We start from the raw sequence: 21395 nt of genomic DNA on the forward strand, positions 1-21395 counted from the left end.
CGCCCATGAAAAAAGCGCCTGTTACGGCGCTTTTTTCGTGACTGCATCGAACGCTTATTGAACGGTTGGAGTCTCGCCATCCGCCTGCATGCGTTGCAGCTCCTGTGCGTACAGCGCGTCGAAGTTCACCGGGGCCAGCATCAGGGCCGGGAACGAACCGCGGGTGACCAGGCTGTCCAGGGTTTCGCGAGCGTACGGGAACAGGATGTTCGGGCAGAACGCGCCGAGGGTGTGGCTCATCGAAGCGTCGTCCAGGTTCTTGATCAGGAAGATCCCGGCCTGTTGCACTTCAGCGATGAACGCCACTTCGTCGCCGTTTTTCACGGTAACGGACAACGTCAGCACGACTTCGTGGAAGTCGCCTTCCAGCGCCTTTTGACGGGTGTTCAGATCCAGACCGACGCTCGGTTCCCACTGCTGGCGGAAGATCGCCGGGCTTTTCGGGGCTTCGAAGGACAAGTCACGTACGTAGATGCGCTGCAAGGAGAATTGCGGTGCGGTATCTTCTTCGCTAGCTGCAGTGTTCTGTTGGTCAGTCATCTCAGATCCTTTCTGATCTTGGGTCTTATAGGGAAGGCATTAGGCCTTGAGCATGGCGTCGAGCTTACCCGCGCGCTCAAGGGCAAACAAATCATCACAACCGCCGATGTGGCGCTCGCCGATCCAGATCTGCGGCACGGACGTTCGCCCGGCCTTCTGAGCCATCGCGGCGCGCACCTGCGGCTTGCCATCGACCTTGATCTCTTCGAAGGCCACGCCTTTGTTCTCGAGCAGGTACTTGGCTCGGGAGCAATAAGGGCAGTAATCGCTGGAATAGACGACGACGTTACTCATATCACTTCACCAGCGGCAGGTTGTCGCCTTTCCAGCTGGAAATCCCGCCGGAGAGCTTGGCGGCGGTGAAGCCGGCTTTCAAGAGTTCGCGGGCGTGGGTGCCGGCTGTCTGGCCTTGGGCGTCGACCAGGATGATGGTCTTGTCCTTGTGCTTGTTCAGTTCGCCGACACGTGCAGTCAGTTTGTCGTGAGGAATGTTCAACGCGCCAACGATGTGGCCGGCGGCGAAATCCTTGGTCGAACGGATGTCGATCACCACGCCTGCGTCCTTGTTGACCAGCCCGGTCAGTTCACCGGTGCTCAGGCTTCGACCGCCACCTTTCATCTCATGGGCGATCAGCAGAGCCAGCAGAACAACGAAAATACCGGCCAGCAAATAGTGGGTGGTGGCAAATGCAATCAGGTGATCAAGCATTTAAGGTGGTTCCAGGGCGTGAAAAGTGGGCCAGTATACACAGCCCCTATGGCGGGCCAAACCCCGTCCGGCGGTGACGCGGTCGGAACTTCGCTTTAAACTGCCACTCCCTTTTCCATCGCCCTCTTTTTAACTCAGCCACGAGTGGAATCCATGACTACCACGCCTAAACCTTTGGTCCTGATTATTCTCGATGGCTTCGGTCACAGTGAGAGCCACGAAGCCAACGCTGTGTACTCGGCCAGGAAGCCCGTACTCGACCGTCTGTCGGCCACCGTGCCCAACGGCCTGATCTCGGGTAGCGGCATGGACGTCGGCTTGCCCGACGGCCAGATGGGCAACTCCGAAGTCGGCCACATGAACCTCGGGGCCGGCCGCGTGGTGTATCAGGACTTCACCCGCGTGACCAAATCGATCCGCGACGGCGAGTTCTTCGAGAACCCGACCATCTGCGCCGCCGTGGATAAAGCCGTCGCTGCCGGTAAAGCCGTGCATTTCATGGGCCTGCTGTCCGAGGGCGGCGTGCACAGCCACCAGGATCACCTGGTCGCCATGGCCGAACTGGCCTTCAAGCGCGGCGCGGAAAAAATCTACCTGCACGCCTTCCTCGACGGTCGCGACACGCCGCCGAAAAGCGCCCAGTCGTCCATCGAATTGCTCGACGCGACCTTCCAGGCCCTCGGCAAAGGCCGGATCGCCAGCATCGTCGGCCGTTATTTCGCCATGGACCGCGACAACCGTTGGGACCGCGTGGCTCAGGCCTACAACCTGATTGTCGACGGCAAGGGCGAATTCAACGCCGCCACCGCCCAGGAAGGCCTGGAAGCAGCTTATGAGCGTGGCGAGAGCGACGAATTCGTCAAAGCCACCTCCATCGGCGAGCCGGTGAAAGTCGAAGACGGCGACGCCGTGGTGTTCATGAACTTCCGCGCCGACCGCGCCCGTGAGCTGACTCGCGTGTTCGTCGAAGACGGTTTCAAAGAGTTCGAACGCGCGCGCCAGCCGAAACTGGCCGGCTTCGTCATGCTGACCCAATATGCTGCGAGCATTCCCGCACCTTCGGCCTTCGCCGCCGGCAGCCTGGAAAACGTGCTGGGCGACTACTTGGCGAAAAACGGCAAGACCCAGCTGCGCATCGCCGAAACCGAAAAATATGCCCACGTGACCTTCTTCTTCTCCGGCGGTCGCGAAGAACCGTTCCCGGGCGAAGAACGCATCCTGATCCCGTCGCCAAAAGTAGCCACTTACGACTTGCAGCCAGAGATGAGCGCGCCGGAAGTTACCGACCGCATCGTCGATGCCATCGACAACCAGCGTTATGACGTGATCGTGGTCAACTACGCCAACGGCGACATGGTCGGCCACAGCGGCAACCTTGAAGCTGCGGTGAAAGCCGTTGAATGCCTGGACCTGTGCGTCGGCCGCATCGTCGATGCCCTGGATAAAGTCGGTGGCGAAGCGTTGATCACCGCTGACCACGGCAACTGCGAGAAAATGTCCGACGAAGAAACTCACCAGGCCCACACCGCTCACACCACCGAGCCGGTGCCGTTCATTTATGTCGGCAAACGTGACTTCAAGGTGCGCGATGGCGGCGTGCTCGCGGACGTGGCGCCGACCATGCTGATGTTGATGGGCCTTGAGAAGCCGGCCGAAATGACTGGCACTTCGATACTGGTCTGATCGTAAAAGCCCCTTATAAACAGCCCGAAACGGCTTTTTATGACGAACGCCTCAAAGCAGTTGCCTTTGAGGCGTTTTTTTTGCGGCGCTTGGCGGGCATACTAGGCCGTCCCTTTCCCTGGTGTCGCCCGCCTCTATGCTTCGCGTCCTGATAGCCCTTGCTCTGACTTGCCTGCTCCAACCGGCCTTCGCTGACGAGCGCGCGCAAACCCAACAACAGTTGGACGCCACGCGTCAGGACATTGCCGAGCTGAAAAAACTGCTGGGCAAGCTCCAGGAAGAAAAATCCGGTGTGCAAAAGGATCTCAAGGGCACCGAGACCGAGATGGGCAAGCTGGAGAAGCAGGTCGACGCTCTGCAAAAAGAGCTGAAGAAAAGCGAATCCGAGCTGCAGCGACTCGATGGTGAGAAAAAAAAACTCCAGAGCGCGCGCATTGAACAGCAACGACTGATCGCCATCCAGGCCCGTGCGGCCTATCAGAATGGCCGTCAGGAGTACCTGAAACTGCTGCTCAACCAGCAGAACCCGGAAAAATTCGCCCGCACCCTCACCTATTACGACTACCTGAGCCAGGCCCGCCTGGAGCAGCTGAAGAATTTCAACGAAACCCTGCGCCAGCTCGCCAATGTCGAAAAAGACATCTCCATGCAACAGGCGCAGTTGCTGGTGCAGAAAAGCAGCCTCGACAGCCAGCGCGACGAACTCGATAAAGTCCGCCAGGAGCGGCAAAAAGTCCTGGCCAAGCTCAACGACGACGTAAAGGCGCGCGATCAGAAGCTCGCCACCCGCGAGCAGGATCAGGCCGACCTGTCTAAAGTCCTTAAAACCATCGAAGAAACCCTGACCCGTCAGGCCCGTGAGGCAGAAGAAGCGCGGCAAAAAGCGCTGATCGCCCAGCAGGAAGCCGAAAAAAAGCGTTTACGTGAGGCTCAGGAACAGGCCGACGCCAACACTGATGCCCCACGCAAACCGCCTAAATCGACACCCGGCGCCCTGGTTTCAAGTTCAGGCGAGACCTTCGGCGGCGCATTTGCTACAGCTCGCGGCAAACTTCCATGGCCGGTTGATGGTCGACTGTTGGCGCGCTTCGGCGAAAGCCGCGGCGATGATGCCCGGACCAAGTGGGATGGGGTGATGATCAGCGCCTCTGCCGGCAGCCAGGTGCATGCCGTGCACGGCGGTCGCGTGGTGTTCGCCGATTGGTTGCGCGGTGCCGGGCTGCTGGTGATTCTGGACCACGGCAACGGTTTCTTGAGTCTTTATGGTCACAACCAGACGCTGCTCAAGTCTGCGGGTGATGTGGTTAAAGCCGGTGAGTCCATCTCCACTGTCGGTAACAGTGGCGGGCAGGACACACCAGCGCTGTATTTCGCAATTCGTCAGCAGGGTCACCCGAGTGATCCGGCGCAATGGTGCCGCGCGCAAGGATAGGCGTTGAGTCACCTACATTAGGAGTTCGTTCGACATGCTGCATTTGTCCCGCCTTACCTCGCTGGCCCTGACGATCGCCCTGGTGATCGGCGCGCCTCTGGCGTTTGCCGCTCAGCCTGCCCCGGCAACTGCGCCAGCTCCTGCACCTGCGGGCACGGCTGCGACCACCAAGGCGCCATTGCCTCTGGACGAGTTGCGCACCTTTGCCGAGGTCATGGACCGGATCAAGGCTGCCTATGTCGAACCGGTCGATGACAAGACGCTGCTGGAAAATGCCATCAAGGGCATGCTCAGCAACCTCGACCCGCACTCCGCCTACCTGGGCCCGGAAGATTTCGCCGAGCTGCAGGAAAGCACCAGCGGCGAATTCGGTGGCCTGGGCATCGAAGTCGGTGCCGAAGACGGTTTCATCAAAGTGGTGTCGCCGATCGATGACACCCCGGCCTCCAAGGCTGGCATCCAGGCTGGCGACTTCATCGTCAAGATCAACGGCGCTCCGACTCGCGGCCAGAGCATGACCGAAGCCGTGGACAAGATGCGCGGCAAGATCGGCCAGAAAATCACCCTGACCCTGGTCCGTGATGGCGGCACACCCTTCGATGTCGTGCTGACCCGCGCCACCATCCAGGTCAAGAGCGTCAAGGCACAGCTGCTGGAATCCGGCTACGGCTACATCCGCATCACCCAGTTCCAGGTCAAGACTGGCGAAGAGGTCTCCAAGGCCCTGGCCAAATTGCGCAAGGACAACGGCAAGAAGCTCAACGGCATCATCCTTGACCTGCGTAACAACCCGGGTGGCGTGCTGCAAGCAGCGGTGGAAGTGGTCGACCACTTCATCACCAAAGGCCTGATCGTCTACACCAAAGGCCGCATCGCCAACTCCGAGCTGCGCTTCTCCGCCACCGGCAAGGACGAAAGTGAAGCCGTGCCGATGGTCGCACTGATCAACGGCGGCAGCGCCTCGGCCTCGGAAATCGTCGCCGGCGCCTTGCAGGATCAGAAACGCGCTGTGGTCATGGGCACCACCAGTTTCGGCAAAGGCTCGGTACAAACCGTGCTGCCGCTGAACAACGATCGCGCCCTGAAGATCACCACGGCACTGTATTACACGCCGAACGGTCGCTCGATCCAGGCCCAAGGCATCGTCCCGGACATCGAAGTACGCAAGGCCAAGATCACCAACGAGCAGGACGGCGAGTACTTCAAGGAAGCCGATCTGCAAGGTCACCTGGGCAATGGCAACGGCGGCGCCGACAAGCCGACCTCCAGCAGCAAAGCCAAGGCGATGCCGCAGGATGACGACTATCAGCTGGCCCAGGCCCTGAGCCTGCTCAAAGGGCTGAGCATTACCTCCGGCCGCTGAGATGCGCCTGTGGTTCATCCTCGGTCTGTTGTGCTGTCTGGCGGGTGCTGCTCACGCGGAACCCGCCACGACCAAGCCGCACAAGGCCTACCTGACACTGATCATCGATGACCTGGGGCAGAACCTGCCCCGGGATCGTCGCGTGCTCGCCCTGCCCGGCCCGGTAACGACGGCAATCATGCCCGACACGCCCCACGCCGCCGAATTCGCTCGCGAAGCCCATCGCGCCGGCAAGATCGTCATCCTGCACATGCCCATGGACCCGGCCACCGGCCCATTCGCCTGGCACCCTGACTTGCCCATCGAAGAACTTGAGAAACGCCTCAACGCCGCGTTCCAGGCCGTGCCGTACACCGCCGGCATCAACAACCACATGGGCAGCCGCATGACCGCGCAACAACCGGCCATGGCCTGGCTGATGGCGGATTTGCAGCGCCGGCACAAGTTCTTCGTCGACAGCCGCACCAGTGCGCAAACCGTAGGCGCAGCGGAAGCGCAGAAGATTGGATTAGCGAGTGTTTCGCGGGATGTGTTCCTGGATGACGAGCGCACTGAAGCGGCGATCTTTACGCAGTTGCAGACGGCGATAAACCTGGCGCACAAGCAGGGTTCGGCAGTGATGATCGGGCATCCGTATCCGCAGACGCTGGCGGTGCTGGAGCGTGAACTGCCGAAGCTGAAGGCTCAGGGGATTGACTGGATCGACATCAAGTTGATGATCAGTGTGCGCAGCAACAAGGCGATGGCGGGGCATGGGAAGGATGGTGTGTACCGCTAACCCGCAAAATACATTGCTTTGTGTTAAACCAACTGAATTATTCACAACTCCCTATTAAAAATCACCGAGCGACGCTCTAACAACAAGACATACTTCAACTTCACCTCTGCACCCCCCTTCAATTACACTCGCCCCGCACGACTTCACAGTACCTATTTAATACATGCTCAAGACCAAGGATCGGTTATGCATACTAAAATTACGGCACTTTCATTCTTTGCACTAGCGACACTTTCACTTTCCTTCGGCACATTTGCCCAGACGATTCCCGAATCGCCAGAGGCTGTCCTACTTAGTAATAAGGATGGCCAAAACAACAAATGGAACGGTATAGGAAACATATTCAAGGATGGCAGGCGTTATTGCACCGCAAGTTTGCTGGACACTCGAAATGTCAGTCAAACCGCGACAGGGCCTGCGTACATTCTGACCAATGCACACTGCGCTTCAATCGTCTCCGGGGCAATATCCAATGTTCCTTATAAAGGCCAGGTGCAGTTCAATTATTTCCACGACACATTGGAGGGCGCCAAGCGTTACGACATCGAGAAGGTCAGTTGGGCCAGCCTGGCAAGCTCTGACGTCGCCATCCTGGAACTGAAAACTTCTCTGGACACACTGCTGAAGGACGGAATAACGCCACTCAAGTTAGCCACCACAGCGCCTACGAAACGCGATCTGGTACACGTCATTGGTTCGCCTGGCGTAGCCCCCGGCCTCAGGCTTTCCACCTGCACCCAAGAGCCTTCAAAAATCGTGATCGTCAAGTGGGTGACCGTGCTGACGGATTACCTGCAACAAGACTGTAAAGGCATTGCGCCGGGCTCTTCTGGATCGCCGGCACTTGATGCATCGACGGGGGAAATTACCGGGGTATTGTCTGGAACAACCAACGGTCTCTCACCCGACGATCAGTGTTTTTGGCATGGGCTGTGTGACGGCGATAAAACATCGTTCATCCCTCATGACCAAGCGACTCAGAGTCTTCCCGTAGACTTCCTGTCTTATTGCTTCACCAACGAACGATTTAATATAGATGCACAACGCTGCACTTTGAAACCTAACTTCGAATTCAAATCCGAACGAAATGCCGACATTACACTGCATAAAAAACCTGTCGACCGTCATGACAAAGCTCCCACTTGGGGCGTCGACTTTTCAATGAGCACAGCTTTTTATCGCTTTAAAACAGTTCGAGATGCACACGCTTGTTATTCGTCGGATCAATACAGTGGCGCTATCAGTACTGCCAATGCGAGGATTGATGCAACGATTGGTCGAGAGGCGGGTTTGTATTTCCTTTGTCTCATAGGCGTTGAATCTGCTGAACAGCGACCAAGTGCCGGGTTACGCAGAAATACGCAAATATTGACGGCGCGCCTTGTAGAGCCTGTCGCTCCTCAACCGCCAGAACCGACTTACATTCTCGAGAACTACGGATACTACCTGGGAGTCAAGTTGCGAGAAGAAATCTCGCGCTCTATCTGGACTCAATATTATGTAGGTCCGGTAGGGGAAACCGATTGTACGAAAATTGACCGTCAGGATTACAAGCGCGCAGACACTGGATTTGTGGTGAGGATGGATTCACTTCCCCGGACGCTTTGCAGCTTTACTACAAGGAGTGATCTGAATACGTCCAGCGTACGTACCGATTTACTGGAATCCTTGGATCAGAGATAACGCGCCATGATGTCGTCCACCACGCCTTCCTTGCGCAGTTGATCCAGCGCGGACTGAAGCTTGGCGACGATCTCGTCCGGCACTTCTTTATTCAGCGCCAAGTACAACTCGGCGCTGTTGAAGCGCAGCACGGTTTTGAGACCGGTCACGCCGTCCTGCCGGGCCAGATAACGCCCGGCCGGATCGCCAGTGGCCCACAGATCGATCTGCCCACTGACCAATTTCTTGGCATTGTCTTGATCGCGCAGCACCACAATCGGCTTCAACCCCTGCTTCGCCAGGGTTTCGGCAATCGCATCGCCCTTGTAGGCGCCGATCTTGTACTTGCGCGCCTGTTCCAGCGTTTCGAGGGTGATCTTGCTGTCAGCCTTGGCCAGCATGATCCAGTCGTCCGGACCAATCGGGCCGACCCACTTGAAGAGTTTTTCGCGATCCGGCAGCCGCGCCATCACGAATACGCCGTAACCGGGTTTTTCCAGGGCGATCTTGTAGATTCGCTCCCAGGGGAAACGCAGAGTCAGGCTGTAGGTGATGTTGGCGCGCTTGAACATCTCGCGGACGATGTCCACGGCGATGCCATTGATGTTCTCGTCCTGAGCGAAGTTTTTGCCGTTCTTCGCCATGTTGTAGGGCGGGAAGTTTTCCGTCAGCAGCACCAGGTCGGTGGCGGGACTTTCTTCGGCGCGGGCTGCGTTGATGAGCAACAGAGAAGCGCTGGCGAGGACAAGAAGAAAACGTTTGAGCATGTCGGGCTACCGAAATCCATGGCGTGCCCAAGAGTGCCTTGAGCCCGCCATGCTGTCCACTGGCCTGTACCGGTTTTAGCGCATCACGATGCCGCGATGGGCCATGTAGGCCTTGGCTTCCTGCACGGTGTATTCGCCGAAGTGGAAAATACTCGCCGCCAATACCGCACTGGCGTGGCCTTCGATAATACCGTCGGCCAGATGCTGCAGGTTGCCGACGCCGCCGGAAGCGATCACCGGAATACCCAGCGCATCGCTGATGGCGCGGGTGACGCCCAGGTCGAAGCCGTTTTTCATACCATCCTGGTCCATGCTGGTCAGCAGGATTTCACCGGCGCCCAGGCCTTCCATCTTCATCGCCCACTCGACAGCGTCGAGGCCGGTCGGCTTGCGGCCGCCGTGGGTGAAGATTTCCCAGCGCGGGGTTTCGCCCGGCAGTGAAACCTTCTTCGCGTCGATGGCGACGACGATGCATTGCGAGCCGAAATGCTGCGCCGCTTCACCGACGAACTCCGGGTTGAACACCGCGGCAGTGTTGATCGACACCTTGTCCGCGCCGGCATTCAGCAAATTGCGGATGTCCTGCACGGTACGCACGCCACCGCCCACGGTCAACGGGATAAACACCTGGCTGGCCATGCGCTCGACGGTATGCAGCGTAGTGTCGCGGCCATCGACGCTGGCGGTGATGTCGAGGAAGGTAATCTCATCGGCACCCTGCTCGTCATAGCGGCGGGCGATTTCCACCGGGTCACCGGCGTCGCGGATGTTCTCGAACTTCACACCTTTGACGACCCGGCCGTTGTCCACGTCCAGGCAAGGGATGATGCGTTTGGCCAGCGCCATGGTCAGTCCTCAGCCTTTGTACGAATCGCAGAAAGCTTGCGCTTCAGCGACGTCGAGGGTGCCTTCGTAGATCGCCCGGCCGGTGATCGCGCCGATGATGCCCGGCGCCTTGGCGTCGAGCAGCGACTTGATATCACCGAGGTTGTGAATACCGCCGGAAGCGATGACCGGAATGCGCGTGGCGGCGGCCAGCGCGGCGGTGAACGGAACGTTGCAGCCCTGCATCATGCCGTCTTTGGCGATGTCGGTATAAACGATCGCGGACACGCCGTCGGCTTCGAACTGTTTGGCCAGGTCAATCACCTGGATGGTGCTGATTTCAGCCCAGCCGTCGGTGGCGACGAAACCGTCTTTAGCGTCCAGGCCAACGATCACTTTGCCCGGAAACGCGCGGCAGGCTTCAGCGACGAAGGCCGGATCTTTCACGGCTTTGGTGCCGATGATCACGTAGCTCACGCCAGCCTTCACGTAGTGCTCGATGGTTTCCAGGGAACGGATACCGCCGCCGATCTGGATCGGCAGGTTCGGGTAGCGCTTGGCGATGGCGGTGACCACTTCGCCGTTGACCGGCTGGCCTTCGAAGGCGCCGTTCAGGTCGACCAGATGCAGACGACGGCAACCGCCCTCCACCCACTTGGCAGCCATGCTCACCGGGTCATCGGAGAACACTGTGGAATCTTCCATGCGGCCCTGGCGCAGACGAACACAGGCACCGTCCTTGAGATCGATAGCGGGAATAATCAGCATCTGGCAAACCTTCAAATTCGATTGTTCAGCTTCGCTCGAAAATCAGTTTTTCTCGAGCGCCCACAGGTCACTTTCGATGCTTTCGAACCTCTCTTTGAGGTGCGTCTGCACATCGAAAATTGCCCTGTTGTAATAGTGCGGCGCAATTTCGCGGGTAAACAGTTCAAGGATTTCGGCCGCTTCGAATGAACCCAGGTCCAGTTCGAAGCGATCCTCCATGAAGCGCTTGATCTTGTGATTGGCCTCGTTCTCCTGTTCGGGAGTGAGGGTCAGGATCGGCGGCTTCTTCTTGACGGCCATTTACCAGCGACCATCCCACGCGGCGAAGTTCTGCAACAATTGCAGGCCATGGGTATGGCTCTTCTCCGGGTGGAACTGCACGGCGAAACGCGAGCCATCGGCCAGCGCTGCAGCGAAATCGACACCGTAATGACCGCCACCCACCACTTGCCGCGGATTGCCGGCAGCGATGTAGTAGCTGTGCACGAAGTAGAAACGCGCCAGGTCCGGAATGTTGTGCCACAGCGGGTGATCCACCGTCTGTTTCACTTCGTTCCAGCCCATGTGCGGGACTTTCAGGTGTTCGCCGTCTTCATGCAGGTCTTTGCCGAAGAACTTCACCGCGCCCGGGAACAGGCCGATGCAGTCGACGCCGTCGTTCTCTTCACTGCTGTCGAGCAAGGCTTGCATGCCGACGCAGATGCCGAGGAACGGACGGTCCTGGCTGACTTCACGCACCAGCGAGTCGAAACCCAGGCGACGGATCTCCGCCATGCAGTCGCGAATCGCGCCGACGCCGGGGAAAACCACCCGGTCGGCTTCGCGAATCACAGCGGCGTCGCTGGTGATCAAGACCTTGCCGGCACCGACGTGCTCGAGGGCCTTGGCCACCGAGTGCAGGTTGCCCATGCCGTAATCGATAACCGCGACCGTCTGCATTACAGAACGCCTTTGGTCGATGGCATTTGCCCGGCCATGCGGTCATCCAGCTCTACCGCCATGCGCAGGGCGCGGCCGAAAGCCTTGAACACGGTTTCGATCTGGTGGTGGGTGTTGGTGCCACGCAGGTTGTCGATGTGCAGGCTGACCAGGGCATGGTTGACGAAGCCCTGGAAGAATTCCTGGAACAGGTCAACGTCGAAACCGCCGACGGTGGCGCGGGTATAGGGAACGTGCATCTGCAGGCCAGGGCGGCCGGAGAAGTCGATCACCACGCGCGACAGCGCTTCATCGAGCGGCACGTAGGCGTGGCCGTAGCGACGGATGCCTTTCTTGTCGCCAATGGCTTTGGCAAAGGCCTGACCCAGGGTGATACCGACGTCTTCCACGGTGTGGTGGTCGTCGATATGCAGGTCGCCCTTGCTGACAATATCCAGGTCGATCAGCCCGTGACGGGCGATCTGGTCCAGCATGTGCTCAAGAAAAGGAACACCGATATCAAATCGGGCCTTTCCGGTGCCATCCAGGTTGATCGAGGCTTTGATCTGGGTTTCCAGAGTGTCGCGCTCGACAGACGCCTTACGTTCGGCCATCACCAGCTCCGCAAAATCATTGGGCGAAAAAGGCAGCCATTATAGGGGCGCGGGGCCGAAACAGAAACACGGGAGGTGATATCGCTGACGGAGTGAATTCAGTGCTGCTGGCGATGTACATGTCAGTACAAGCATCCCAAGACCGCTGATCGCTCCCACGCTCTGCGTGGGAGTGCAGCCCTGGACGCTCCGCGTCCGCTCTGAATGTGACGCGGAGCGTCACGGGAGGCATTCCCACGCAGAGCGTGGGAACGATCAGGTGTAAGCGAACTTAGTGGAACAGAACCGCCGTTTTCTGCAGGGTCACCCACACACCCCACGCCAACGGAATCCCCACCACCAGCCACGCTGCCACTGCCAAAGGCTTGGTGCCCGCATCCGCTTTCCACTCCAATACGGTGCTGCTGTCAGCCCCCTTGTCGTGGCCCAGCGCCTGTTCGGCGGCCAGTTCGGCGTCGGTCATGAAGTACTTGTCCGCCACCGGACGCACCAGCAGGTTGCAGATGAAACCCAGCACCAGCAGGCCCGCGAGGATGTACAACGTGATGTCGTAAGCCGCGGCACGTTCAACGCCGATGCTCAGTTGATATTCACGCAGGTAGTTCACCAATACCGGACCCAACACGCCCGCCGCGGCCCATGCCGTCAGCAGACGACCGTGGATCGCGCCGACCATTTGCGTGCCGAACAGGTCCGCCAGGTAAGCCGGAACGGTTGCAAAACCACCGCCGTACATCGACAGGATGATGCAGAACGCCGCCACAAACAGCGCCACGTTGCCCAAATGACCGAGGTTCGGGATCAGCGCGTACAGGGCAAAACCCAGCGCGAAGAACACGAAATAGGTGTTTTTACGACCCAGGTAATCGGAGAACGAAGCCCAGAAGAACCGGCCACCGATGTTGAACAGGCTCAGCAAACCGGTGAAACCGGCGGCAATCGCTGCGATCGAGGCCAGTTGCCCGGCGTCCAGCTGGCCGAATGGCAGGTCGACACCGATCAATTTGCCGCCGAACACTTCCTGCAACAATGGCGAAGCCATGCCGAGGATGCCGATACCGGCCGATACGTTCAGGCACAGCACCAGCCACACCAGACGGAATTGCGGAGTTTTCCACGCGACGTTCACGTGAACGTGGCGATGAGTGATCATCGCGTTCGACGCTTTTTTCGCCGGAGCAGTCCAGCCTTCAGGCTTCCAGCCGGTTGGCGGAACGCGGTAGGACAGTGCGCCGCCGATCATGAACACGAAGTAGATCGCGGCCATCACCAGGAAGCTCTGCCAGACGCCTACGCCAGTTGGCGAAGCGAAATGGCTCATCAATGCTGCTGCCAGTGGAGCGCCAACCATCGCGCCGCCGCCGAAGCCCATGATCGCCATGCCCGTGGCCATGCCGCGCTTGTCCGGGAACCACTTGATCAGGGTCGAGACCGGCGAGATGTAACCCAGGCCCAGGCCGATACCGCCAATGACCCCGGAGCCGATCCACATCAACCAGATCTGGTGGGTATAAATCCCCAGCGCCGAAATCAGCAGACCGCCGCACCAGCACAGTGCCGATACCACACCGGCCTTGCGCGGCCCGGCGTGTTCCAGCCAGCCGCCCCAGATCGCCGCCGAGCAGCCGAGGAAGATGAAGAACAGGGTGTAGATCCAGCCGAGCATCGAGATCGGCCAGTCACATTGGGACGAGAAGACTTGCGAGATGAAGCTCATGTCCGGCGCGCAAGCCACTGGAGCGGTGACGCCCAGAGCCTTGGACAGCGGCAACCAGAACACCGAGAAGCCGTAGGCCATGCCGATGCACAGGTGGATGGCCAATGCGGCCGGTGGTACCAGCCAACGGTTGAAACCGGGCTTGGCGATTATGCGTTCCTTGGACAGGAACGCGGGCTGGCCGGCTATGACGCCGTCCGCCGTGATGCTCGTGCTCATTGTGTATCCCCCAATTATTAGTATGGTTCGCCAGCCACTCCTCACTCACAGCCTTTATGCACGCAGACATGACCGTTTTTTTTCGGGTGAAACCCAGTTGGGCGTGACATTAAGTCGCAGAAGGACGGACGAACCGGGAGAGGTTACCATTTGCTCGTGACAGAAAAACCAAACTGACATCACCTTTTCTGTGTCATCAGTTCTCGTATGACTGAAAGCACATGCTTTCAGGCGCAGGATCGATATTTATAAAACCTGACAGGAACCGCCATGCCGATCATTGTCGAGCCGCTGACTGAAGCCACTTACCAGGATCAGCAAGACCTGCAGAAAATCTACCGCGACGCTCCAGACTGGTTGTTTGCGCCGTTTGCCGGTGAGGTGCAACTGATCGAAGGCTGCCTGTGCGACGGTTCGCTGATTGCCGGGCGCTTCAATGATCGGCTGCTGGGCGCCGCACGTCTGCAACGTCTTCCGGATGTCTGGCATCTTTCCCAAATTTGCGTACGAAAAATCACCCGTCGCCGTGGCGTGGCGGAGCGCCTGGTGAACGAAGCGCAGAAAATGGCGTCGCAATCGGGCGCTACATTGCGCTTGCTGGCGCCCGCCGGGCATCTGGAAGCCCAGGCACTGGCAGCCAAACTGAACGTGCCGCTGGACGTGCTGCCCATATGAACTGACCGGTCGTCACTTTCGGAGCGCTATACTCCCCGGCTAAATTTCGAATTCGACTAACTACAAGGACTCGCCCATGAAAGCGTTCGGCAAAATCCTGGGTCTGGTACTTCTCGGGCTGTTGCTGATCATTGTGGCGCTGGGCTTTGCCCTGACCCACCTCTTCGATCCCAACGACTATAAAGACGAGATTCGCCAGATTGCCCGCGACAAGGCCCACATCGAGCTGACGCTCAATGGCGATATCGGTTGGAGCCTGTTCCCGTGGCTGGGCCTGGAATTGCACGAAGCCAGTGTCGCGACCCTGGTCAAACCCACCGAGCCGTTTGCAGACTTGCAGATGCTCGGCCTGTCGGTCCGCGTGTTGCCGCTGCTGCGTCGTGAAGTGCAGATGAGCGATGTACGCGTCGAAGGCCTGAACCTGCGCCTGAACCGCGACAAGGATGGCCATGGCAACTGGGAAGACATCGGCAAGATCCCCGCGCCGGCCAATACCGACGCGACCCCGCCTGCGGTTCCCGCTGGCGAACCGGCACCGGAAGCCCCCGTCGTCGCGGAAAAACCGCCGCAGCCGATCCGCCTGGACATCGACAGCCTGACCGTGAACAACGCGCGGGTTGAATACAACGATGAGAAAACCGGCAAGATCTACAGCGCCGAAAGCATCCAGATGAGCACCGGCGCGGTCCACGACTCGACCAATATTCCGCTCAAGCTCACTGCATTCCTGTCGTCCAACCAGCCGGCGCTACGCGTGCGAACCGAGTTGAACGGCGAGTTGCGCATCGCCCGCGCGCTCCAGCGTTACCAGTTCGAAGACATGAAACTGTCGGGCGAAGTGACCGGCGATCCGCTGCAAGGCAAGACCATGACTTTTGCCGCCCAAGGCCAGTTGCTGCTGGATAAAGCGGCCAACGTCGCCGAATGGACCGGGATCAAGCTCTCTGCCAACCAGTTGCGCGCCTTGGGTGAACTGAAGGTCAATGACCTCGACAAGACCCCGCAGATCAACGGCGGCCTGTCGATTGCCCAGTTTGACCTGGCCAAATTCGTCGACAGCATCGGCCAGAAACTGCCAGCCATGGGCGAAGGCAGTTTGAGTAAAGTCGAGCTGGTCAGCCGTCTCTCCGGGACGCCAACCAGCCTGGCGTTCGACAACATTAACCTGAAAGTCGACGACAGCAGCTTCAGCGGTCGTATCGCCGTCGAGGATTTCGCCAAGCAATCGCTGCGGGCGATCCTCAAGGCTGACACTTTCAACGTCGATCGCTATCTGCCGCCAAAATCAGCCGAAGCCAACAGTGCGACACAAGTGCGCCAGGCCGAAGTGGCCAGCACCGAGGCCGACGCCATGGCGGGCGCGGGCACCACGCCGCTGCCGCCATCTCCGACCAAAGGCGCGTGGAGCACCGAGCGCCTGCTGCCGGTGGAGCGCCTGGCCAAACTCGACGTGGACGCCGACCTGACCTTCGGCCAACTGACCCTCGACAAACTGCCAATCCAGAACGCAGCACTCAAGGCCACCGGCCAGGCCGGCCTGCTGACCCTGGAGAACCTGCGCGGCGACTTGTACAACGGCAACTTCGAAGCCAAGGGCACCCTCGACGTGCGCCAGCCGGTACCAGCGCTGAGCATGCAAACCCGCATCACCAAAGTGCCGGTAGAGAAAATCCTCGAAAGCCAGGGCAAGAATCCGCCGGTCAAAGGCCTGGTGACGCTCAACAGTGCGCTGACCGGTAGCGGCAATAGCCAGAGCGCGCTGATCGAAACGCTCAACGGCAACGCCAGTTTTGTCATCAACAATGGCGTGCTGCTCAACGCCAACCTTGAACAGCAACTGTGCAAAGGCATCGCTACCCTGAACCGCAAAACCCTCAGCGGCGAACCGCGGGGCAAGGACACGCCCTTCCAGGAACTCAAGGGCAACCTGACCTTCCGTAATGGCGTGGCGAGCAATCCGGACATGAAGGTGCGCATCCCCGGCATGACCGTCAATGGTGACGGCGACGTCGATCTGCGGGTGCTGGGCATGGACTACCGCGTCGGCATCATCGTCGAAGGCGACACCGGCGCCATGCCCGATCCGGCCTGCCAGGTCGGCGAGAAGTACGTCGGCATCGAATGGCCACTGCGCTGCCGTGGTCCGCTGGAACTGGGCGCCAAGGCCTGCCGCGTGGATAACGAGCGCATGGGCCAGGTCGCCGCCAAACTGGCTGGCGAAAAACTCAGCGACAAAATCGACGAGAAGCTCGGCGACAAAGTCAGCCCTGAACTGAAAAACGCGTTGAAGGGGCTGTTCAAGCGATGAGAGCCGAGCAGTTTTCATCGGCGGTGCTGGATTGGTACGACCGCCACGGCCGCCACGATTTGCCCTGGCAACAGGGCATCACCCCGTATCGGGTGTGGGTCTCGGAAATCATGTTGCAGCAAACCCAGGTCAGCACCGTGCTGAATTACTTCGACCGGTTCATGGCTTCGCTGCCGACGGTCGAGGCCCTGGCCGCCGCGCCGGAAGACGAAGTGCTGCACCTGTGGACCGGACTGGGTTACTACACCCGTGCGCGCAATTTGCAGAAGACTGCAAAAATCGTCGTCGCTGAACACGGCGGCGAGTTTCCCCGGGATGTGGAAAAGCTGGTCGAGCTGCCGGGCATCGGTTTGTCCACCGCTGGCGCCATCGCCAGCCTGAGCATGGGCCTGCGGGCGCCGATCCTCGACGGCAACGTCAAACGGGTGCTGGCGCGCTTTACCGCGCAAGAGGGTTATCCGGGCGAGCCGAAGGTCGCCAAACAGCTCTGGGCCAACGCTGAGCGCTTTACGCCCCATGATCGGGTCAACGCCTACACCCAGGCAATGATGGATCTGGGCGCCACGCTCTGCACTCGCAGCAAACCGAGTTGTCTGCTCTGTCCGCTGGAAAAGGGCTGCGAAGCGCACATGCTCGGCCTGGAAACTCGCTACCCCATCCCCAAGCCGCGCAAAGCCGTGCCACAGAAGCGCACGCTGATGCCGATGCTCGCCAACGGCGAAGGCGCGATTCTGCTTTACCGTCGCCCTTCCACGGGGCTGTGGGGCGGTTTGTGGAGCTTGCCGGAACTCGATGACCTCGATGACTTGCAACACCTCGCCACGCAACACTCGCTGGAACTGGGCAGCCAACAGGCGCTGCCGAGTCTGGTGCACACCTTCAGCCACTTTCAGTTGTCCATCGAACCCTGGCTGGTTCAGGTCCAGGAGGCCGGCCATCACGTGGCCGAGGCCGACTGGCTCTGGTATAACCTCGCCACCCCGCCGCGCCTGGGCCTTGCCGCCCCGGTCAAAACCTTGCTCGAACGCGCGGCCGCCGTATTGAACGCAGGAGAGTTGTCATGACCCGCACCATCATGTGCCGCAAGTACAAAGAAGAATTGCCCGCCCTGGCCCACGCGCCGTTCCCGGGCGCCAAAGGTCAGGACATTCTTGACCACGTCTCCGCCAAGGCCTGGGCCGACTGGCAGAAACACCAGACCCTGCTGATCAACGAAAAACGCCTGAACATGATGAACGCCGAAGATCGTAAATATCTTCAGGGCGAGATGGACAAGTTCTTTTCCGGCGAGGAATACGCCCAGGCCGAAGGCTACGTTCCACCGGCTGAATAATCCCGATTTTTCGGGGGTCGGAACGTAAGCGACGGTAATAATTAAAATTTTTTTGAAAACTTTCTTGACGACCCCCTGAAAAACCAGTTTAATGCGCCCCGTTGCCCAGATAGCTCAGTCGGTAGAGCAGGGGATTGAAAATCCCCGTGTCGGCGGTTCGATTCCGTCTCTGGGCACCAAATACCGAAAACCCTGAATCGCAAGATTCAGGGTTTTTTTATGCCTGCGATTTGGTCCGGTACGGCTTCAGCGTTCGAACGGACGTACTGGTTCCTGATTGTCAGGCACAGCATCAGCGCCCTTGGTTTGCTTGCCATGGGAACAGCAGCGTTCTGGCTGCATAGAATCGTGATAGCAGCGTCGGACAAGCCAATGCGCAATCGGTCTCGTCGATTAGCCCGACTGCCCGCCTGACGCGTCACAGGACGCGTCAGGTTGAGGCTGCGTCATAACGTGTTGATGTAATCCACCGGCAGCAACACGGTGTCCAGCGCGGCATCCACCGGCAGGGACACCACCGTGATGAGCGGACACACAATCATGAAGTAGCAAATGACCGCCTCCGGCATTCCGCTGCTACCGCCCCCCCTGGCGCCCAGCAAGTGGAGATCGCCATCAACGCCTTTGTAGTAATTTTCTTCCGATGCGCCATTCAGTCGGCCCATCAGCGTTCCACAACCGGCGAGCACCAGAGCAAGGCTCACCACAGAACCCACGCGTAAAATCCGTTTCAATCCAGCATCCTTTTTAAGTCATGTGGTGTCGCGACAGTCCAAACAGCGCCTGAGACGGCATTAGTCCGCACCTGAATCCATCAGCGTCTCGAGTGCCGCGTCGGCTTCTTTACGCTGGGCAGGCGTTGGCGCGGCTGCAAATCGGCTGCGCTGTTTGTCGAGGGTCAGGTAGGCGTTGTCACCATTGCCCCAGATATACGAATAGACCAACAGGAAACTGTCGGAGTTGGCGTCGCAGTAAGGTGCAACGCTGCGCAGCGGCGCCAGCAGCTTGATCATCTCGCCGTAGTTCTCGCTGAATTGCGGCAAGACGTACTGCCAACTGCCCGTGGCCTGGTCATAGCGAGACAGCCCACCCCAGGCTTGCACCAGCTCCTCCAGGCTCTGCGCGCCAGAATCACGTAGCGACTCGGCATCGACCTTGCCCGAGCCGGACATGTCGACCCCGTCGAACCACTGTTGCCAGTCGCTGTACGCGTGCGCCGAACCAGGGGGCGCCGCCATTGCCTTGGCGTACTGCGCCGGGTCCATGGTGCAACGCAGGTACACCGAGGACGGCTCGCTCGCCCACGCCTGTCCGGTTACGCTCAATAACGCCGCCAGCGCCGGTCCCATCCATGAATGCCGCTTTATCATTATCGTCCCTGATCAATCGCCAAAGGACGCGATCATACCTGCACGAACAGCACGGGATTTCAGGTGTACTGAAAAAAACACTAAACCTGTGTCTCTCCCCTCGCAGAAAAAATCGCCAACCTCTTCAAGCCTCGGCGAGTCACTGATTGGCTTGGCTCTTCGCTGCCCACGCCGCACACAAGACGTCTCACGGAAAATCCCCCACCAATGCAAGCGACCGAGTACTGCGGACAGGCTCACGGTTAAGGAAAACAGCGCATGGCTCCACTCTTGCTGCAAATGTCGCCCATCGGCCTGGTGATCGCCTTGATTCTCATCATGCGCAGGCCTCCCGTCCAGGCAGCGCTGGCGGGTGTCGCGCTGGTGTTTGTGTTGTGGGCATCGGGGGCTGCGGGTCCTCTGTCCACTGCAATCACAATGGCCATTTTTCAGGACACTTCGATCCTGTTCCTCAGTACCGCCTGCGTGATTGTGCCGGGCCTGGCCTTCGTCATATTCGTCGAACGCGGTGGCGCGCCCCAGGCCATTGGCAACTGGGTCAAGGAGCTTGGCTGGACACCGCCCGCACAAGTCATCTTCATCGTGCTGGGCCTGGCCCCGCTGCTCGAATCGATGACTGGTTTCGGTGTGTCGCTGATCGCTACCGTGCCCTTATTGATGGGCCTGTTCACTCGCCAGTCCGGGATGAAAATCGCCCTCGCCGGCATGGTCATAATGCCGTGGGGAACCCTCGGTCTTGCCACCGTGATTGGTTCGCTGCTGGCGGATTTGCCGCCTGAAACACTCGGCAGCCACTCGGCGTTGATCAGCGCGCCAGTCTTCCTCTGCCTGGCCGCCATCGCCTTGTGGCAAGCAGGAATACGCACCGTCGCGCCGTGGTTCGGGCTCATGCTGGTGACGGCGCTGTTCGTTGCGGTGCTCTATGGCGTCAATCTGTGGATCGGCCCGGAAGTGTCCGGCGTGTTGGCGGGACTTACCGTTGCGGGCGTGGGCCTGGCTATCTCGTTCTTCCAGCGCAAAAAGCAGGTGCGCTGGCCGAGCGCGGCATGGCCTTACCTCGCGTTGCTGGGGGTTATCGTCGCGTCGCGCGGGTTATTTGTTTTTACCGGTTGGGATGCGCTCTGGATCGTCAAAGGCGAGCATGTTTCGTGGAAACCGCTGGCGTCACCGGGGCTGGCGTTGCTGATTGTCACCTTGCTGATGTCGATAATGCACGGCGCGACGGCGGGCTTTCCCTGGCGCGCCCTGTTCAATCGGGCCAAGTTTCCGGTCGGCACGATTTTCCTGTTTCTGCTGCTGTCCCAGGTCATGGTCAACGCCGGATTTCTGCTGGAAGCGCAGCACACACTGCAATCGCTGTCCGGTCTTTCACTGGCTCCGACGATCGCGTTGCTGGCCGGTATAGCCGGTTATGTCACGGGGTCCAATGTGGGCGGCAACACCCTGGTCATGCCATCGATCGCGGCACTGACAACGGGGCACGGGCCTTGGCTGGCAGCGATGGTCAACAGCGCTGCCGGGCATGGGGCGCTGGGATCGTTATCCATCCTGTCTCTGATCACAGGGTTGGCGGCAGCCAATCGGCAGGAAGAGCACCATCTGATCCGATTTGCCTTTGGCCTTGTTTGCCTCAATATCGTCGTCGTTGCTGCGGCCGGGGTGGTTTTACTTTATTTTCTTTGACGCAATTTCCGAATTCGCCCCAAGAGAACTT

General features: G+C 59.4%; 22 protein-coding genes and 1 tRNA gene. 11 read left to right on the forward strand and 12 right to left on the reverse strand.

Going from position 1 to position 21395, the window contains the following annotated elements:
• Window positions 1–54: 54 nt before the first annotated feature.
• From secB to HKK53_RS18655, 3 genes are read right to left on the reverse strand one after another with little or no spacing between them, the layout of a single operon-like run.
• A complete protein-coding gene (gene secB / locus HKK53_RS18645; RefSeq protein ID WP_169372044.1) occupies window positions 55–540 on the reverse strand; it encodes a protein-export chaperone SecB in 486 nt (161 codons plus the stop codon).
• Window positions 541–579: 39 nt separating this feature from the next.
• On the reverse strand, window positions 580–834 hold the full coding sequence (gene grxC / locus HKK53_RS18650) for a glutaredoxin 3 (RefSeq protein WP_010464569.1): 255 nt from the start codon (window positions 832–834) through the stop codon (window positions 580–582).
• Window position 835: 1 nt separating this feature from the next.
• On the reverse strand, window positions 836–1249 hold the full coding sequence (locus HKK53_RS18655; RefSeq protein WP_169372045.1) for a rhodanese-like domain-containing protein: 414 nt from the start codon (window positions 1247–1249) through the stop codon (window positions 836–838).
• A gap of 153 nt (window positions 1250–1402) precedes the next feature.
• On the opposite strand from HKK53_RS18655, the gene gpmI reads away from it, so the two are divergent.
• The 5 genes from gpmI to HKK53_RS18680 all read left to right on the forward strand — a co-directional run bounded on the left by gpmI (window position 1403) and on the right by HKK53_RS18680 (window position 8188).
• Complete coding sequence (gene gpmI, locus HKK53_RS18660) at window positions 1403–2932, forward strand: 2,3-bisphosphoglycerate-independent phosphoglycerate mutase (protein WP_169372046.1); 1530 nt, start codon at window positions 1403–1405, stop codon at window positions 2930–2932.
• Between the two features lie 136 nt (window positions 2933–3068).
• Window positions 3069–4364 carry a murein hydrolase activator EnvC family protein gene (locus tag HKK53_RS18665; RefSeq protein ID WP_169372047.1) on the forward strand — a complete coding sequence of 432 codons (1296 nt, stop codon included), beginning with the start codon at window positions 3069–3071 and terminating at the stop codon, window positions 4362–4364.
• Window positions 4365–4398: 34 nt separating this feature from the next.
• On the forward strand, window positions 4399–5727 hold the full coding sequence (locus tag HKK53_RS18670) for a S41 family peptidase (protein ID WP_149659104.1): 1329 nt from the start codon (window positions 4399–4401) through the stop codon (window positions 5725–5727).
• Between the two features lies 1 nt (window position 5728).
• Window positions 5729–6505 carry a divergent polysaccharide deacetylase family protein gene (locus tag HKK53_RS18675; protein ID WP_169372048.1) on the forward strand — a complete coding sequence of 259 codons (777 nt, stop codon included), beginning with the start codon at window positions 5729–5731 and terminating at the stop codon, window positions 6503–6505.
• A gap of 186 nt (window positions 6506–6691) precedes the next feature.
• On the forward strand, window positions 6692–8188 hold the full coding sequence (locus HKK53_RS18680; protein WP_169372049.1) for a trypsin-like serine peptidase: 1497 nt from the start codon (window positions 6692–6694) through the stop codon (window positions 8186–8188).
• Here the strand turns inward: HKK53_RS18680 and HKK53_RS18685 are convergent.
• The 7 genes from HKK53_RS18685 to HKK53_RS18715 form a co-directional block, all read right to left on the reverse strand.
• Complete coding sequence (locus HKK53_RS18685; protein WP_169372050.1) at window positions 8179–8934, reverse strand: substrate-binding periplasmic protein; 756 nt, start codon at window positions 8932–8934, stop codon at window positions 8179–8181. The two genes, HKK53_RS18680 and HKK53_RS18685, sit on opposite strands and share 10 nt — an antisense overlap.
• 75 nt (window positions 8935–9009) lie before the next feature.
• A complete protein-coding gene (hisF, locus tag HKK53_RS18690) occupies window positions 9010–9780 on the reverse strand; it encodes an imidazole glycerol phosphate synthase subunit HisF (RefSeq protein ID WP_092274691.1) in 771 nt (256 codons plus the stop codon).
• Window positions 9781–9789: 9 nt separating this feature from the next.
• Window positions 9790–10527 carry a 1-(5-phosphoribosyl)-5-[(5-phosphoribosylamino)methylideneamino]imidazole-4-carboxamide isomerase gene (gene hisA, locus HKK53_RS18695; RefSeq protein ID WP_010464588.1) on the reverse strand — a complete coding sequence of 246 codons (738 nt, stop codon included), beginning with the start codon at window positions 10525–10527 and terminating at the stop codon, window positions 9790–9792.
• Between the two features lie 42 nt (window positions 10528–10569).
• A complete protein-coding gene (locus HKK53_RS18700) occupies window positions 10570–10827 on the reverse strand; it encodes a DUF2164 domain-containing protein (RefSeq protein WP_008024930.1) in 258 nt (85 codons plus the stop codon).
• On the reverse strand, window positions 10828–11466 hold the full coding sequence (gene hisH / locus HKK53_RS18705) for an imidazole glycerol phosphate synthase subunit HisH (RefSeq protein ID WP_169372051.1): 639 nt from the start codon (window positions 11464–11466) through the stop codon (window positions 10828–10830).
• Window positions 11466–12059: an imidazoleglycerol-phosphate dehydratase HisB gene (hisB, locus tag HKK53_RS18710; protein ID WP_003218037.1), complete on the reverse strand. Its 594-nt coding sequence runs from the start codon at window positions 12057–12059 to the stop codon at window positions 11466–11468. The genes hisH and hisB overlap by 1 nt, the downstream gene beginning before the upstream one ends.
• 271 nt (window positions 12060–12330) lie before the next feature.
• A complete protein-coding gene (locus HKK53_RS18715) occupies window positions 12331–13995 on the reverse strand; it encodes an OFA family MFS transporter (protein WP_169372052.1) in 1665 nt (554 codons plus the stop codon).
• Between the two features lie 270 nt (window positions 13996–14265).
• Between HKK53_RS18715 and HKK53_RS18720 the strand changes: the two genes are divergently transcribed.
• The 5 genes from HKK53_RS18720 to HKK53_RS18740 all read left to right on the forward strand — a co-directional run bounded on the left by HKK53_RS18720 (window position 14266) and on the right by HKK53_RS18740 (window position 18490).
• The gene (locus tag HKK53_RS18720) at window positions 14266–14670 is read left to right on the forward strand and encodes an acetyl-CoA sensor PanZ family protein (protein ID WP_169372053.1); all 405 of its coding nucleotides are present in this window, start codon (window positions 14266–14268) and stop codon (window positions 14668–14670) included.
• A gap of 76 nt (window positions 14671–14746) precedes the next feature.
• Entirely contained in the window at window positions 14747–16978 is a 2232-nt protein-coding gene (locus HKK53_RS18725) for an AsmA family protein (RefSeq protein WP_169372054.1), read from the forward strand.
• Entirely contained in the window at window positions 16975–18042 is a 1068-nt protein-coding gene (gene mutY / locus HKK53_RS18730; protein ID WP_169372055.1) for an A/G-specific adenine glycosylase, read from the forward strand. Before HKK53_RS18725 ends, mutY begins: the two co-directional genes overlap by 4 nt.
• The gene (locus tag HKK53_RS18735; RefSeq protein WP_123511225.1) at window positions 18039–18311 is read left to right on the forward strand and encodes an oxidative damage protection protein; all 273 of its coding nucleotides are present in this window, start codon (window positions 18039–18041) and stop codon (window positions 18309–18311) included. Before mutY ends, HKK53_RS18735 begins: the two co-directional genes overlap by 4 nt.
• Before the next feature lie 103 nt (window positions 18312–18414).
• Window positions 18415–18490: transfer RNA gene (locus HKK53_RS18740), tRNA-Phe, on the forward strand.
• Between the two features lie 267 nt (window positions 18491–18757).
• Here the strand turns inward: HKK53_RS18740 and HKK53_RS18745 are convergent.
• The gene (locus HKK53_RS18745) at window positions 18758–19045 is read right to left on the reverse strand and encodes a YceK/YidQ family lipoprotein (protein ID WP_237150577.1); all 288 of its coding nucleotides are present in this window, start codon (window positions 19043–19045) and stop codon (window positions 18758–18760) included.
• 60 nt (window positions 19046–19105) lie between these two features.
• Window positions 19106–19636, reverse strand: a complete 531-nt coding sequence (locus HKK53_RS18750; protein WP_237150578.1) for a hypothetical protein — start codon at window positions 19634–19636, stop codon at window positions 19106–19108.
• Window positions 19637–19939: 303 nt separating this feature from the next.
• Here HKK53_RS18750 and HKK53_RS18755 point away from each other — a divergent pair, with 303 nt between their 5' ends.
• Complete coding sequence (locus HKK53_RS18755; RefSeq protein ID WP_169372056.1) at window positions 19940–21364, forward strand: L-lactate permease; 1425 nt, start codon at window positions 19940–19942, stop codon at window positions 21362–21364.
• Window positions 21365–21395: the final 31 nt, after the last annotated feature.

Origin of the sequence: Pseudomonas sp. ADAK7 (genome assembly GCF_012935675.1) — a bacterium.
Lineage (GTDB): Bacteria > Pseudomonadota > Gammaproteobacteria > Pseudomonadales > Pseudomonadaceae > Aquipseudomonas.

Excerpts from the sequence above, each read along its gene's own strand:
- grxC (WP_010464569.1), bottom strand. The coding sequence starts at position 834 with ATGAGTAACGTCGTCGTCTATTCCAGCGATTACTGCCCTTATTGCTCC.
- HKK53_RS18725 (WP_169372054.1), top strand. The coding sequence starts at position 14,747 with ATGAAAGCGTTCGGCAAAATCCTGGGTCTGGTACTTCTCGGGCTGTTG.
- hisH (WP_169372051.1), bottom strand. The coding sequence starts at position 11,466 with ATGCAGACGGTCGCGGTTATCGATTACGGCATGGGCAACCTGCACTCG.
- hisF (WP_092274691.1), bottom strand. The coding sequence starts at position 9,780 with ATGGCGCTGGCCAAACGCATCATCCCTTGCCTGGACGTGGACAACGGC.
- gpmI (WP_169372046.1), top strand. The coding sequence starts at position 1,403 with ATGACTACCACGCCTAAACCTTTGGTCCTGATTATTCTCGATGGCTTC.
- HKK53_RS18670 (WP_149659104.1), top strand. The coding sequence starts at position 4,399 with ATGCTGCATTTGTCCCGCCTTACCTCGCTGGCCCTGACGATCGCCCTG.
- hisA (WP_010464588.1), bottom strand. The coding sequence starts at position 10,527 with ATGCTGATTATTCCCGCTATCGATCTCAAGGACGGTGCCTGTGTTCGT.
- secB (WP_169372044.1), bottom strand. The coding sequence starts at position 540 with ATGACTGACCAACAGAACACTGCAGCTAGCGAAGAAGATACCGCACCG.
- hisB (WP_003218037.1), bottom strand. The coding sequence starts at position 12,059 with ATGGCCGAACGTAAGGCGTCTGTCGAGCGCGACACTCTGGAAACCCAG.
- HKK53_RS18700 (WP_008024930.1), bottom strand. The coding sequence starts at position 10,827 with ATGGCCGTCAAGAAGAAGCCGCCGATCCTGACCCTCACTCCCGAACAG.
- HKK53_RS18675 (WP_169372048.1), top strand. The coding sequence starts at position 5,729 with ATGCGCCTGTGGTTCATCCTCGGTCTGTTGTGCTGTCTGGCGGGTGCT.
- HKK53_RS18655 (WP_169372045.1), bottom strand. The coding sequence starts at position 1,249 with ATGCTTGATCACCTGATTGCATTTGCCACCACCCACTATTTGCTGGCC.
- HKK53_RS18680 (WP_169372049.1), top strand. The coding sequence starts at position 6,692 with ATGCATACTAAAATTACGGCACTTTCATTCTTTGCACTAGCGACACTT.
- HKK53_RS18735 (WP_123511225.1), top strand. The coding sequence starts at position 18,039 with ATGACCCGCACCATCATGTGCCGCAAGTACAAAGAAGAATTGCCCGCC.
- HKK53_RS18755 (WP_169372056.1), top strand. The coding sequence starts at position 19,940 with ATGGCTCCACTCTTGCTGCAAATGTCGCCCATCGGCCTGGTGATCGCC.
- HKK53_RS18685 (WP_169372050.1), bottom strand. The coding sequence starts at position 8,934 with ATGCTCAAACGTTTTCTTCTTGTCCTCGCCAGCGCTTCTCTGTTGCTC.
- HKK53_RS18715 (WP_169372052.1), bottom strand. The coding sequence starts at position 13,995 with ATGAGCACGAGCATCACGGCGGACGGCGTCATAGCCGGCCAGCCCGCG.
- HKK53_RS18720 (WP_169372053.1), top strand. The coding sequence starts at position 14,266 with ATGCCGATCATTGTCGAGCCGCTGACTGAAGCCACTTACCAGGATCAG.
- mutY (WP_169372055.1), top strand. The coding sequence starts at position 16,975 with ATGAGAGCCGAGCAGTTTTCATCGGCGGTGCTGGATTGGTACGACCGC.
- HKK53_RS18665 (WP_169372047.1), top strand. The coding sequence starts at position 3,069 with ATGCTTCGCGTCCTGATAGCCCTTGCTCTGACTTGCCTGCTCCAACCG.